General features: G+C 58.4%; 12 protein-coding genes and 1 pseudogene. 3 read left to right on the forward strand and 10 right to left on the reverse strand.

Going from position 1 to position 13,650, the window contains the following annotated elements; translation table 11 throughout:
- The first annotated feature begins 144 nt into the window (after positions 1–144).
- Together B7E11_RS00605 and B7E11_RS00610 are read left to right on the forward strand one after the other, a co-directional pair.
- On the forward strand, positions 145–960 hold the full coding sequence (locus B7E11_RS00605; protein WP_176220554.1) for a TetR/AcrR family transcriptional regulator: 816 nt from the start codon (positions 145–147) through the stop codon (positions 958–960).
- A 150-nt stretch (positions 961–1,110) separates the two neighbouring features.
- Complete coding sequence (locus B7E11_RS00610; RefSeq protein WP_080831722.1) at positions 1,111–2,046, forward strand: alpha/beta fold hydrolase; 936 nt, start codon at positions 1,111–1,113, stop codon at positions 2,044–2,046.
- Positions 2,047–2,850: 804 nt separating this feature from the next.
- Here B7E11_RS00610 and B7E11_RS00615 read toward each other — a convergent pair.
- The 9 genes and pseudogenes from B7E11_RS00615 to B7E11_RS00655 all read right to left on the reverse strand — a co-directional run bounded on the left by B7E11_RS00615 (position 2,851) and on the right by B7E11_RS00655 (position 10,754).
- Entirely contained in the window at positions 2,851–4,116 is a 1,266-nt protein-coding gene (locus tag B7E11_RS00615; protein WP_080831723.1) for an ammonium transporter, read from the reverse strand.
- Between the two features lie 45 nt (positions 4,117–4,161).
- A complete protein-coding gene (locus B7E11_RS00620) occupies positions 4,162–4,851 on the reverse strand; it encodes a type 1 glutamine amidotransferase (protein ID WP_080831724.1) in 690 nt (229 codons plus the stop codon).
- A 163-nt stretch (positions 4,852–5,014) separates the two neighbouring features.
- Positions 5,015–6,313 (reverse strand): hypothetical protein, encoded by a 1,299-nt coding sequence (locus B7E11_RS00625; RefSeq protein ID WP_080831725.1) that lies wholly within the window; start codon positions 6,311–6,313, stop codon positions 5,015–5,017.
- A gap of 72 nt (positions 6,314–6,385) precedes the next feature.
- Entirely contained in the window at positions 6,386–6,892 is a 507-nt protein-coding gene (locus tag B7E11_RS00630) for an MgtC/SapB family protein (protein ID WP_080831726.1), read from the reverse strand.
- A gap of 233 nt (positions 6,893–7,125) precedes the next feature.
- Positions 7,126–7,338: a cold-shock protein gene (locus tag B7E11_RS00635; protein WP_080831727.1), complete on the reverse strand. Its 213-nt coding sequence runs from the start codon at positions 7,336–7,338 to the stop codon at positions 7,126–7,128.
- Positions 7,339–7,429: 91 nt separating this feature from the next.
- Positions 7,430–7,630, reverse strand: coding sequence for a cold-shock protein (locus B7E11_RS00640; protein ID WP_080831728.1), 201 nt, complete (start codon positions 7,628–7,630; stop codon positions 7,430–7,432).
- 322 nt (positions 7,631–7,952) lie between these two features.
- Positions 7,953–9,299 (reverse strand): ISLre2-like element ISTco1 family transposase, encoded by a 1,347-nt coding sequence (locus tag B7E11_RS00645; protein ID WP_080831729.1) that lies wholly within the window; start codon positions 9,297–9,299, stop codon positions 7,953–7,955.
- 184 nt (positions 9,300–9,483) lie between these two features.
- A pseudogene (locus B7E11_RS28645) lies at positions 9,484–9,701 on the reverse strand (helix-turn-helix transcriptional regulator); the annotation flags it as partial.
- Between the two features lie 9 nt (positions 9,702–9,710).
- Positions 9,711–10,754 (reverse strand): LacI family DNA-binding transcriptional regulator, encoded by a 1,044-nt coding sequence (locus B7E11_RS00655; RefSeq protein WP_080831730.1) that lies wholly within the window; start codon positions 10,752–10,754, stop codon positions 9,711–9,713.
- Positions 10,755–10,886: 132 nt separating this feature from the next.
- Between B7E11_RS00655 and B7E11_RS00660 the strand changes: the two genes are divergently transcribed.
- On the forward strand, positions 10,887–12,137 hold the full coding sequence (locus B7E11_RS00660; protein WP_080831731.1) for an FAD-dependent oxidoreductase: 1,251 nt from the start codon (positions 10,887–10,889) through the stop codon (positions 12,135–12,137).
- An 84-nt stretch (positions 12,138–12,221) separates the two neighbouring features.
- On the opposite strand, the gene B7E11_RS00665 is transcribed toward B7E11_RS00660, so the two are convergent.
- Positions 12,222–13,649, reverse strand: a complete 1,428-nt coding sequence (locus B7E11_RS00665; protein ID WP_080831732.1) for an NAD-dependent succinate-semialdehyde dehydrogenase — start codon at positions 13,647–13,649, stop codon at positions 12,222–12,224.
- Position 13,650: the final 1 nt, after the last annotated feature.

Consider the following 13,650-nt stretch of genomic DNA (forward strand, 5'->3'; position numbering starts at 1 on the left):
CGCATAGTTACAGTTTATCATTTTTTCGGCGTTGTTAACGGGGTTGTTCCAATTCTATTGCGGCTTGCTCCGTTGACCGCTCCCTCCCCGCTTGAACCTGGAGGAAAGATGCATTATATTATTTACATACCGAGTGGTATTTATATGTTACAAAAATACGGACATTGCGAGGTGAATCTATTGACGGTTCGGGACAAAATTTACGAAGCGGCCGGGCGGCTGGCAGGCACGAAGCCGTTCGACCGGATCACCTTCGCCGAAATCGCGCAAGCCGCCGGCGTGCATTGGACGGCCGTTCGCCGGCATCTAGGGAATAAGGAAGAGATGCGGCAGTGGTTTAAATCAAGGCAGGCCTCCGATAGCGGACCGGCGGATACGAAATCCCGCGTGCTGGAGGCGGCGGCCCGCGTTTTCGCTGCCAGCGGCTATGCGAACTCCTCCCTGGACAAGGTGGCCGAACACGCCGGGCTGAGCAAAGGCGCGGTATACTGGCATTTCTCGAGCAAGCAGGATCTGTTCCTAGCGCTGCTGGAGCGCAATTTCGAGCAGCAAGCCCGATGGCTTCCGGGACAGGTCGAACGCATCCTGTCGTCGGCCGATCCGATGGCGGAACTCGAGGGCTGGCTGGAATCGCAGTTCGTCTGTTTGGTGCCGGGGGAAGAGAATTCCGGGCTGTTTTTGGAATTCGTCGCGTCCAGCCGCGAACCGGAAGTGCGCGAACGGCTGCAGAAGCTGCATCGCCGCCTGATCGGTCAAGTCGGGGTCCTCCTTGGCGAGATGCAGCGGAGAGGATACGTGGCGGACGATGTCGATCCCGAATCGGTCGCCCTGATGTTCGATGCGCTGTTAAAAGGCGTTCTCGTCGAATGGATGATCGATCCGAGTCCGGACCGCTTGCGTGCGCTTATTCGTACGATTTCCAGAACGCTTTGGCCGGGGGTGGCGGCCGCAAAGCCCTGAAGCCGTTCTCGCAGGGAGACTGCGGGAATTTTTACAGCCACAACATACTATTTGGTATGTTAATAGTGTATTCATGTTATGCCATTCCAACATATGAGGTGCATGATGAAAAAACACGCCGCGACAGCCAAACGAAGGAGGAAAAGAGCGATGATCGTTCTGTCGGCCGTTATCGTTTTATTTGCAGCCCTTTATTTGTACGGCCAATACAAGTTTCGGAAAGCCGAGGCGGGTTATCCTCCGACCGGACAGTTCGTAACCGCAGAAGGAATAAAGCTTCATTATATTAGCAAGGGAGAGGGGAAACCGGTCGTATTCCTCCACGGCGGGGTGCTGACGGGGAATGATTTTCGGGAAACGATCGATTTGGCGGCGTCCGCCGGTTATCGCGGCATCGCCTTCGATCGCCCCGGCTACGGCTATAGCGAAAGGCCGCGCGACGAAAACGTCACCCCGCGAACGCAAGCAAGGCTGCTGCATGAAGCGCTGAAAGCTCTCGGCGTGGAAAAGCCGATTTTGGTCGGGCATTCCTGGAGCGGCGTCCTCGTGCTCGCGTATGCGCTCGATTACCCGGACGACCTGTCGGGAATCGTCACCTTGGGCGCCGGCTTGTATCCGGAAGGCTATCCGGCGGAGAAAGGCGATCCGATCTCAACGCTGGTCACGACGCCGGTGCTGGGGGATGTCGCGATGAACATGCTGCTCGCCGTGCTGGGCCCCCCGCTGGCGGACAACATTTTAAAAGAAACCTTCAAGCCCGAGCCCGTTCCCGAAGGGTATCGCCAGGCGACGCATGCGTACTGGCTTCGTCCTTCGCAGTTCAAAGCCAATCGCGAAGACGTCCTCGCCTTCGTTCCCGCCGCAAAAGAAATCATGGGCCGCTATTCCGAAATCCGCGCGCCACTCGTGATCGCGGTTGGAGACGACGACCCCTTCGAAACCAAGGAGCACAGCTTCCGACTGCACCGGCAACTGCCGGATTCGAAGCTGCTCGTTCTGCCGGACGTCGCGCACATGATCCCGCAAAACCATCCGGAAGCCGTCATCCGGGCGGTCAAAATGCTGACGGAGCCGGAGTCGGAGTGAGTCCGGTTTCGGGTCGGTCGTGCCCGTTCGGGGGAACTAGAGGAAGGCCGCCCCTATTCTCCCCCGAACGCGCCCAACGCGGCGAACACCAAAGTCATGAATCCGACCAGCAGAATGGCAACGCCGAGATCACGTCTTCCTCCCGACATGTTCCTTTCTTCTTCTCTATGCACGCTGCAACCTTCTTCCTTCGCGTTTTTCGCCGGCTTTCGCCTGTAAAGAAACAAAACGGCTGGCGACTTCATCGTATCAAACGAAGGCCTGCGTTTCAGTAATTTGAATTACATTCTGCATAATCCAGGACTCGGAAAAAGGCGCCTTTCATCGGCGTATCGCTGGAGGTGAGATGAGTCGCCACGACTCAACCGGAGCGTTCGCGGGCGGGCAGAGGCGGCGAAACGAGTAATATTTACTCAACTGAGGCCTGCATGTTGCGCTTGGCGGGCCGAGATGAGTCGCCACGACTCAACCGAAGCGTTCGCGAGCAGGCGGCGGCGGTGAGATGGGTAATATTTACTCAACTGAGGCCTGCATGTTGCGCTTGGCGGGACGAGATGAGTCGCCACGACTCAACCGGAGCGTCAGCGGGCGGGCGGAGGCGGTGAGATGGGTAATATTTACTCAACTGAGGGCTGCATGTTGCGGTTGGCGGGACGAGATGAGTCGCCACGACTCAACCGAGTCGCGGAGAGCCGAGCCGACATCCGGAGCGGATAGGGAGATGCCCCCGCAGAAAAAAAACCTCCGCCCGGCAAACCGCGGGAGCGGAGGTTTTGGACAAAAATGAAGCGCTCGGGCCAGAAGTCAGTTTCTCGCCATCTCTTTCATCTGCTCCGGGTAACCGTAGGAGCCATGCTCGCTCAAATCCAGACCGACGATTTCCTGCTCCTCCGTCACGCGAAGGCCGATCGTCTTCTTCAGCGCGAACAGGATGACGTACGATACGGCGAACGCGAACGCACCGCAAGCGACGATGCCGAGCGCCTGAACGCCCAGCTGCTCAAGGCCCCCGCCGTAAAACAGCCCCGGCCGGCCGACGCCGACTCGTTCCGCCAGCTCCGGCGTGGCGAACAGCCCGTTGGACAGCGTGCCCCATACGCCGGCCGTGCCGTGCGCGGACAGGGCGGCGATCGGATCGTCGACGCGCCGCTTTTCGAAAAACCGGATGCTCAGCACGACGAGGACGCCCGCTGCGAGGCCGATCGCGATCGCCGCCCACGACTCGACGAACGCGCAAGACGCCGTGATCGCGACCAGGCCGGCCAGCGCGCCGTTCAGCATCGCGCCGATATCGGACTTGCCGAGCAGAACCCAGCTCGCGATCAGCGCCGCGACCGCTCCGCCGGCCGCGCCGAGCTGCGTGTTGATCGCGATGAAGCCGAAGAAGCTTCCGTCGCCCACCGAAAGCGTGCTGCCCGCATTGAAGCCGAACCAGCCGATCCACAAAATCATGACGCCAAGCGTGGTGAACACTTGATTGTGGCCCGGCATGCCGTTGGCCGTACCGTTTTTGTTATACTTGCCGATGCGGGGCTTCAACAGCAGCGTGGCCGCGAGCGCCGCCATCGCTCCCGTCAGGTGCACGACGGTCGAGCCGGCGTAATCCTGCTTGCCGTGCTCCGCCAGCCAGCCGCCGCCCCAAATCCAGTGCGCGACGACGGGATAGACGAGAGCGGAAAACAAAATCGCGAAAATCAAATAGACCGACAGCTTCGCCCGCTCGGCAAAGCCGCCCCACGCGATGGACATCGAGATGGCGGCGAACGACAGCTGGAAAATAAACAGCACCGTCGGCGCCACCGTCGACCCATCGGGCACGCTCGTCGCGTCGAACCCGAAATAATCGCCCCACCCCAAAAAGCCGTTGCCTTGGGAGCCGAAGATGAACGCGTAGCCGACCGCCCAAAACACGATCGAAACGATGCCGACCGTAAAAATCGTCTTGCCCGCGATGTGGCCCGCGTTTTTCATGCGGGTCGAGCCCGCTTCCAGCAAAATAAATCCGCACTGCATGAACAACACCAAAATCGCGCCGAGCATCGTCCAAATACCGTTCAAACCGAGTTCCATTTAACCTCTCCTCATGATGACTGTACCCGTTCGCTATATCGAAGGTTAAACCGCCGTCAGCCGATCCAAAATGCCGCTCAGCATCGCATGCGAAGCCCGGCTCCGCCCCGTCTGCGCGGCGATGTCGCCGGGCGCCTGAACGTACGGCGCTTTAGCCGCCAGCTCGTCCGCCCAGACGTCGAGCATCGTTCCGATGCAGGCCGGCGTCGTCTCCAGGTGAAACTGCAGCCCGAGCACGCGATCGCCGTACGCGAAAGCCTGATTGCCGCAGGCTTCCGAGTATGCCAGCCGCCTCGCTCCTTCCGGCAGCGTGAACGTATCGCCGTGCCACTGGAAGCTGACGAACGTCTCCGGCATGCCGTCAAAGATCGGATGCTTCTCCGCCGTTCGCCGGACGGGATGCCAGCCGATTTCCTTTTGGTCGTTCCGGCGCACGGTTCCGCCCAGCGCCTCCGCCAGCATCTGCGCGCCGAGGCAAATGCCGAGAACGGGTTTGCCGTCCTCGACGCATTGCCGGACGAACCGCTTTTCGCGGATGAGCCAGGGATGCCGATCCTCCTCGTACACGCTCATCGGACCGCCCAAAACGATCAGCATGCCGAAATCCGTCCCGGGCGGGAACTCCGCCGCATCGGAAGGGTCGAGCACCTGCAGCCGGTGGCGGTTCCGGGCCGCCCAGCCGGCAATGGCGCTTTCGTCGTCAAACGAGAAATGCTTGAGCGCGAGAATATTCATAAGGGCTTCCCTTCTTTGCGGCGTAAAATAGAATGACACGCTGACGGCCAAACGGTTCGTTTGTCAGCTTTTATTTTCGGCTGATTAAAGGTCATGACCGTATATTAGGACAAAAACGGACCGATGTCAACTAACCTCCCAAAACGAACGAATATCCGGCATCCTATGTCAACGTCACCTTGTACAGCTTCAGCGGCCTCCCCCTCGCGCTCGGCGTCTCTTCCCCGACCACGACCGCACGGCCGCTCGCTTCCAGCTGAATGAGAATGCGTCTGGCGCTCCGCGGCATAATGCGCATTTGTTGCGCCAACTGGTTCGAATGGATGACATCGGTTTGCAGCTTCTTCAAAATCGCTTCGATTTTCCCCAGCGTCGCCGCGCTCAGTCCCGTTTGCCCGCTCAACTCCCGCAGCCCGTCGGCAGAATACGCATAGGAGAGCTGCTCCGCCCGGCCGAGCGGACCGGTTACCGTGTTGTCGTCGAACGCGACCGTCCACGAGCCTTTGCCGTAATGACGGGTCTGCATCAGCGCGTGTCCGGCCATCAATTCCGCTTCGTACGCGGTCCGGCCGATTCCGATGCCGCAGGTCAGCCCCGCCCCCAGGTTTTGAAGCTCCGGAAAATCCGGCACTTGCGTAAAATGCCGCGTGACCTCCTTCAGAATGCCCCTCGTCGTAAAAATCGCGTACCGCCCCGGCGAGATCGTCTTCAGCGATCCCTGCACCCGCCTGGAATAATCCAGCAGCGATTCGCTCACGGCAAGGTCCATGCGGAGCAGCTCGTCGGAGCCGTGCCTGTCCTTCGCGATTCCGGCGTAGGGGTCCGTTTCCGCGATTTGCACGGCGATTTGCGAATCCATGTAACGGAGCGCCTCCCACGTCCGGGAAGCCTCCGACAGCGCCGTCTGTACCGACGATTCCGTCGGAACGACCCTCAGCACGGGAACGCCGAGCTCTTTGAGCCGCTCCTGCACGTACCAGACGCACGTGATCGCGTAATCCGTCTTCCCTTGCCGCCACAGCTCATGATGAAAATCGATCAGCTCGCGATACGATCCGCCGTACGGCTTGACGCGCAGCCGGCCGACTTCGCCCAGCATCAGCTCGCCGACGACCTTCGCCAGCTCTTCCTCGGCATACATATCGAAGCTCAACCGGCCGATGTCGATCCGCTCCCGGTAGAAAAGCCGGCACAGCGTCCGGTATAGGGCCGTTCCGTTAAAGGAAACGTAAAACATCGGCTGCCGGACATGCGGAGCTTGCTCACGCGCGATTCGGTACGGAAGCGGGCCGGAGAAAAGCCACATGTCGACGTCGCGTTCGTGCTTCGACAGGATCGTTCCGATGTCCTCGAATCGTTCATGAAGAAAGGGAACGCACGCAAACTCGGCGTTTTGCCGGATGATGCCCGTGACGAATTCCATCGTATCCTCGACGCCGACGTACCCGAGCCTGATTTTCAATCCGTTTTCCCCCTTGCCGTCCCGGCCCGCGCCGCAATGGAAGTCCGATCGCTTTTCGAAATATGACGCCGCTCACTCCAGCGTCTCCGAATCCGAACCGTTCGCGTTCGGCTTCGTCTTGTTCCGCTTTTCGGTCATCTCTCCGAGTCTGACAAAGAACATCGTCACCAGCAGCGAGAATAACACGACCGTATAAAATCCCGCCCCGATCGCGATGCCGACGCCCCCGGCGAAAAAGATCATCGCGGCCGAGGTCAGGCCGATCACCCGCGCCCCGTCCTTCAAAATGATGCCGGCTCCGATAAAACCAAGCCCCGTCACGATCTGCGCCGCAAGCCGCATCGGATCCATCATCGCATGCTCTTCTATGTTCGAATATCTGACTACGCTCTGGATCGAAACGATCGTAATCAAAGTGGAAGCCGTCGTTACGTACATGTACGTTTTGACCCCGGCCGGCTTATGCTTGTGGGTGCGGTTCAACCCGAGCAAAAATCCGAGAAACGCGCTGACGAGGATCCGCAGCAGCCATTCGAACTCGCCCAGCCATTCCGCCAGCAATTGATCGATTACGTTCATGTTGCGCTTTCCTTCTTTCCATGAGAATGCCACCCCATTAGACGACACTCTGCCATTATATGCCCGATGCCGAAAAACGATGGCAAATGTTAAGCGATATCATAGGGGGTTCATGGTGTTTTGTCAACCGGAAAGCGGTTCGAAACCAAGATCGTCGGGAGGATGCCGAAAAAAAAAACGCCGCCTCGGCCGAAAGCGGATAATCTCCGTCTTTTGCCGCGCGACGCCATTTTTCAGCTTCTGAGATAAGGGAAACTCGTGTTTACGATCACGGGCAGCATTCTTTCGTCCTTGTGCATGTCAGACTGGCATTGGGGACATACCGGAACCGGGGAAAGGACGAAGTTTTCCCTCATCCATCCGTTGCAGTTTTCGTTCGAACAAGACCATATCGGGGTTAATTCGGTCGGTACTTCTTCCAACGGTTTTTTTCGCGAATTGTACATGCCGATCCCTCTTTCTAGGCGATTTTGTCCTGCGGAGGCGAAAAAAAAACAGCCCCAAACGATAGTTCGGGGCTTTTTTGGCGTTTCGCTCTTACAGTTTTACGACATTCTCGGCTTGCGGGCCGCGATTGCCTTGCACGATGTTGAACTCAACGCGTTGGCCCTCGTCCAACGTTTTGTAGCCTTCCCCAACGATCGCGCTAAAATGCACGAATACGTCATTGCCGCCTTCGACTTCGATGAAGCCGTAGCCTTTCTCGCCATTAAACCATTTTACTGTTCCTGTTTCCATTTCACATTACCACCTTAAATAATTTACGTGATCTTCGCATTCCTTTGGAAATAAAAAATCACATATTGTACAAGGTTATTAATTAAGCTTTAAAGAATAACCCTCTACGATATGTGAATTCGCTAGGTCGCTATCTTAATGGTTCTTATTGTACCACACTCGAGCGAAAAAGGAAATTACCCGCGAATCATTGTCAGTGTCAAGCTAGCGTGGGCAGTCATTTAAGATGCCTGGAACGCGAACCCCGAAGGAACCTCTTCCTTGTAAGCGCTTTGCTTCGTTCTTTCATCAAACACAAGTGATTTGTCAGAATTTTTTGCCGTTATCCGCGAAGTGCTTTGAGTGCCATACCCGTTGTGCTGCTTTGCTTCGGTCCTTGCAGCATGCGAATCATTCCAGCGATACAACCCTTGACCGGTTGCGTCACGTTCTTGAGCAATTGCCGCATGTTTATCGACTGCTGCGGCGTTGCCTGCTTACTCGCTTGTCCTTCAACCGTTCTTACCACCGTGCCCGCTTCTTGAATCCTCATCATCGTCCTCAGCATCGCCCTGACGCCTCGCTCACTCCAACTGTACCCGCCACGCTTCGTCCGCTTGGCGAATATACGCATCTGCGATTCCGCGCTTCCCATCGGGCGCATACCGCTTGTGTCGATCCCCTTCGCCTGGAGTGTTTTTCGGTAGTCGTCCAAATGCTTCTCATGCCGCTTTAGAAATCTTTTATACGGCTTCCAATCCTTCCGGTTCTCTTCCGCTATCTCTTGCTCCGACACGCCTTCCAGGACCGCCATAAGCGCGGCTGCATCCTGTTTGGCCAAAGACCGTCTCACGGTCTCCCACACCTGCGGCAAATGACCAACAAAGCGTTTCAAATCACGCGCCACATGAAAGCGGTCCAGCATGTACAGACATTGGTGAAAGTAGGATGTACATTCCCCGATCCACGCCGCGCCGTCTCCGTTCACCACAAGCCACGTGTTCTCGTCGATTTCGTAACGCTCCACCAGAAAGTCCCCGAACCCTTCCCAGAAGTCGCCGCCGCTCGTATGCAGGTAATGCTGTTTGTTCTTCAGCTGTACCCGCTTGCCGTTCTTCTCCCAGCCTTCGTGTACGACTGCAATTGCGTTCTCCATCCCGCCCTTTTTGCTCCGCTGCAGCTTCGTGTACAGCCCATCCACTTCCACGAACAGCACGCGGGCAGCGCGCCGTTTCACCGCTGGCATCGGCTGTTGCGCACGCTCCATCAGTTTTTCCCTGATCGCTTGGTGGCTCAGCACATTGTAGCCCAAAAGCTGCTCCAGCCTCTTTGCGCTGTCCCGGTACGACGGTCCTTGGCTTGCGAATGCGATTGCTGTCTCTTCCAAATGCGGACTGACTTTCCCGCGCCCTTCGAATTGCAACAGCTGATCCAGCAGATACACGTGTTTGCCGCTTCTACGGTCACAGTACAATCTCCGCTTAAAGCGCACATTCCCGAACACTGTGTTGACGCTTGTTTCACGCTCGTCCTTTACTCGATAACGCTCTCGGTCCCGTTGCTCCAGGATCTGCTGATCCAGCGCCTCCAGTACCTGCTTCATCGCACGAGCGAATTCCTCCTGCATTTTCCGGAAAATCCATTGCTCAATCTCTTTCATCGTCGGCATTGTTGTGGTAAAGTGGCTCACAGGAGCTTCCTCCTTCTTGGTGTGTTGTGCGCAAACATCACTTTACCAAGGGAGAAGCTCTTTTTCTATATCCGCTTTTTCCAATTCCTACACCCACAGAGATTTTACACTATCCGAATCATTTTGTTAAAGACCGAGAACAACCCTATGTCAGTATACCCGTTCCTTCGGATGTTTAGTCATTTCATTTCTTTAATTCGCTCGGAGCCGCGCCCCAGTATTTGCGAAACACACGGGCAAAATAACTGATATCCCGGTAGCCGACAGCGCAGGCCGCATCGAACACTTTGTTCCCTTCGAGCAGCAGCTCCTTCGCCTTTTCCATCCGCCGGGCGAGCACATAGCCGGAAAACGACTCGCCCGTTTCCCTTTGAACAGGCGGCTCAAATAGGAGGAATTCAGTGCCACACTTCAAGGCGCCGGGCGCCCGACCGTGTTGCCTCTAGAAAACGCGCCTCTGAGCCTTACATGCTCATACGGCAGCTGCGGATTGGCGATCCTTCGCAGCATCAGCTCCGCCGCCCGCTCCCCGGCTTCCCGGACGAGCAGCAGCGGTCTCGTCATGCCGGGAAAATGGGGGATCGCCTCGTGCTCCAGCCCTACGAGAGAGATATGGCGGGGAATCTCGAGCTTCAGGAAGTCGGCCGCGACGCATACCCATTCGGCCAAGCCCGGTATCGCGCTGATGACGGCGGTGTACCGCCCGGTACCGAGCTTGTCCCCCAGCTCCTGCATCCAGGCCGCCCGGTCGTCCGGCGAAGACGTCGCATGGTCGCGGGGGTCCGGGGTATCGCCCAGTCCGAGCCTCGCCGTCGCCGACTCGAAGGCTCTCCACCTCAGGCGGAACCCCCGCGTAGGCCCGATGGGGCCGACATACAAAATGCGGCGATGGCCGTGATCGAACAGCTCCTCCATCGACCGGTGAATCGCATGCTCCACATCCCAAATGACGCTGTCCACCTCCGCCAGATCGGGAGGGTAGTTCAGCAGCACCTTCGGAATCGGCAGCGCGAGCAGCTCGGCTTCCATCCGCTCCGGAATGGCCGCGGTAAGAAACAGGCCGTCCGCGAAAAACAGCCCGTTTTTCTCCAGCCATTCCTCCAGCCCCGCTCCTTCGGAAACGGCGGCGGGCACGAGCAGCGGGTACAGCGAATGGCCAAGCTCGTTCAGGCGCAGGCGCACCCCTTCCATCTGCATATGATGAAAGTCCGAGTCGCCGACGATCAGCATCGCAAAACGCCGGGGCTTCGCATGCGTCCAAGGAATGCGTTCGGCGGAAATTCCGGCCTCCTGTTCTTTCGTCCGGTAGCCGAGCTCGCGCGCCCGGTCGACGACCTCCTTGCGCGTCGTTTCCGACATGCCCGGCAGTCCCCGGAGCGCCTTGGAAACCGTATGAATCGACAAGCCCAGCTCGTCGGCGATCGTTTGCAAGGTCACGGGTTTCGGTCGAGGCATTCGGCGCTTCGCTCCTTCCTGAAAGTTAATCGCCTTAATTGTAACAAAAATGAAACTATAAATGAGGTTTCATTTTTCCTACAATGGAGGCGAATAAGAGAACGATGCAAAAACCGAAGGGAGACCTGAGACATGTCCAATCGGGAAGTCACGATGGAGCGAACCGTTCCGATCCACGATTCAGCCGACGTCGTCGTGATCGGGGGGGGACCGGCGGGCACGGCGGCGGCGATCAGCGCGGCGCGCTCCGGCCGGAAAACGATTTTGCTGGAGCATTCCGGCCAGCTCGGCGGGATGGGCACGCTCGGAAATGTAAGCATATTCATGGGAGTCGGCAACGTAACGGGGATTTACCGCGAGATCATTTCGGAATTTCTTCCCGACGCGCTGCCGGATTCGCATCACGAGTCGATCTGGCCGCAGTATTCGCCTTTCGAGCTGCGCCATTACTTGAATCAAAAACTCGAAAAAGAAGGCGTGTACGTCTATTACCACACGAGCTTCGTCGCCTCCGTCATGAACGAAAACCGGGTTGCGGGCGTAATCGCCAATACGCGGGAAGGGCTGCGGGCGTTCGAAGGCCGCGTCTTCATCGACTGTACCGGGGACGCGAGGGTGGCATCGGACGCCGGCGTGCCGATCCGCTCGGGGCGCGACGAAGACGGGTTGACCCAGCCGATGACGCTGATGTTCATGATGCAGGATACGGGCAAGCCGGTGCGCCAGTATTTGCCGGAGGATTGTTACCGCTATGAATCGGTATCCGATTTGCCGCAAGGCCGCCACCTGTACTGGAGCCGAATGGGCAACGGCACGCTGCTCGTCAATATGACGCGGGTCAAGGGGAACGGCGCGAAGATCGAAGACGTCAATTATGCGGAAAAAGAAGCGCTGCGGCAAGTGTTCTCCGTCGCCAACTACCTGCAGCGCCACGAGCATGGAAATTATATCCTCTCCCACGTGCCCGGTCAGGTCGGCGTGCGGGAGACGAACCAGATCGAAGGCCGTTATACGCTGACGGAGGACGATTTGACGAGCGGCAGGCGGTTCGAGGACGTCGTCGCCCAAACCAACTACGAGATCGACATCCACAACCCGACCGGCGGCGCGAATACGGACGAACGCAAGCTGGACGGCTACGACATTCCGTACCGCTGCATGCTGCCGGTCAGCGTCGAAGGCTTGATCGTCGCCGGGCGCAGCATTTCCGCCACCCATGTCGCCATGTCCTCGATGCGCGTGCAGGCGACCTGCTTCGCTCTCGGCCAGGCCGCCGGCATCGCCGCCTCGCTTGCGATCGAAGCGGACGTTCCCGTAGCGGACATCTCCATTCCGCGGCTGCATGAGCGGCTGGCCGAACAGGGCGTGGCGTTTAAAAAATAACGGACCCCAAAAAACCGCGAATGCCGCTCCCCTCGCAAAGCGAGCAAGGAAGCGGCATTCGCGGTTTCGCCATGCCTTTAGCCGTTAACCCAAACTTAACGAAACGTATTTCACTTCGATGAATTCCTCGATGCCCCAATGCCCGCCTTCCCGGCCGATTCCGCTCTCCTTCATGCCGCCGAACGGCGCCTGGGCCGTTGCGGGCAAGCCGTCGTTCAAGCCGACGATCCCGTATTCCAGCCCTTCCGAAATCGCGAAAGCCTCTTGAAGGTCCTGGGTGAAGACGTACGCCGCAAGGCCGTAGCGCGAAGCGTTCGCGCGCCGCACAACTTCCTCCGTCGTGCGGTAAGTCGCAACCGGAGCGACCGGCCCGAACGTTTCTTCTTGCATGCAGAGCATATCGTCGGTTACGTTCGTCAGGACCGTGGGCTGAACGAAGTAGCCTTTGCCGATTGCCGCAGGATCCGCTGCGGGCGTCTCCAGCTTGGCCCCTTTGACAAGAGCGTCCACTAGATGGGCGTCTACCTTTTCGACCGCGGCCTTGTTAATGAGCGGGCCGACGGCAACGCCCTCCTCAAGCCCGTTCCCGACCTTCAATTTCCGCACTTCGTCCGTCAGCCGCCGTACGAACTCATCCCGAATCGATTCATGCACGTATACGCGGTTCGGGCACATGCACGTTTGACCGGCGTTGCGGAACTTGGGGGCCATCAGCTCTCTGACGGCCAAATCGAGGTTCGCGCTTTGCGTCACGATAAACGGAGCATGGCCCCCGAGTTCGAGGGAAATATTTTTCACCGTATCCGCGGCCTGGCGCATGAGCAGCTTGCCGACGCGAGTCGAGCCGGTGAAGGACACCTTGCGCACGCGCTCGTCGGACATCCAGGCTTCCCCGATTTCCTTGTCGTTCCCCGTGACGACATTGATCACTCCCGCCGGAATCCCCGCTTCATGGGCGAGCTCGACGAGCTTGTAGGCGGTGAGCGGCGTAAACTCCGAAGGCTTCACGACGACGGTGCAGCCGGCCGCGATGGCCGGGCCCACCTTGCGCGTAATCATCGCGGCCGGAAAGTTCCACGGCGTGATGGCGGCTACGACCCCCACGGGCTGCTTCAACACGAGAAGGCGCTTGTTCGGCGCGGATGCCGGCACCGTCTGTCCGTAAACCCGCTTCGCCTCCTCCGCAAACCAGGACAGGAAGCTGTTCGCGTAATTCACCTCGCCGATCGCTTCCGGCAGCGGTTTGCCTTGCTCCAGCGTCATGATGCGGCCGATTTCTTCTTTATGCTCGTCGATCAGCCGATGCCAGCGCATGAGCAGCGCCGCCCGTTCGGCCGCCGTCCGGCTTCGCCAGGCGGGCAGCGCCGCCTCCGCGGCTTCGACCGCGCGCAGCGCTTCCGCTTTCCCCGCATAAGCGATCGATCCGACCGTTTCGAGCGTCGCCGGATTTTCCACGTCGATCCGTTTTTCCGTCTCGACCCATTCTCCGTTAATGTACAAGTTCGCGTCCATG

Source organism: Cohnella massiliensis (genome assembly GCF_900169535.1).
In the GTDB taxonomy this organism is placed as follows: domain Bacteria; phylum Bacillota; class Bacilli; order Paenibacillales; family Paenibacillaceae; genus Cohnella; species Cohnella algarum.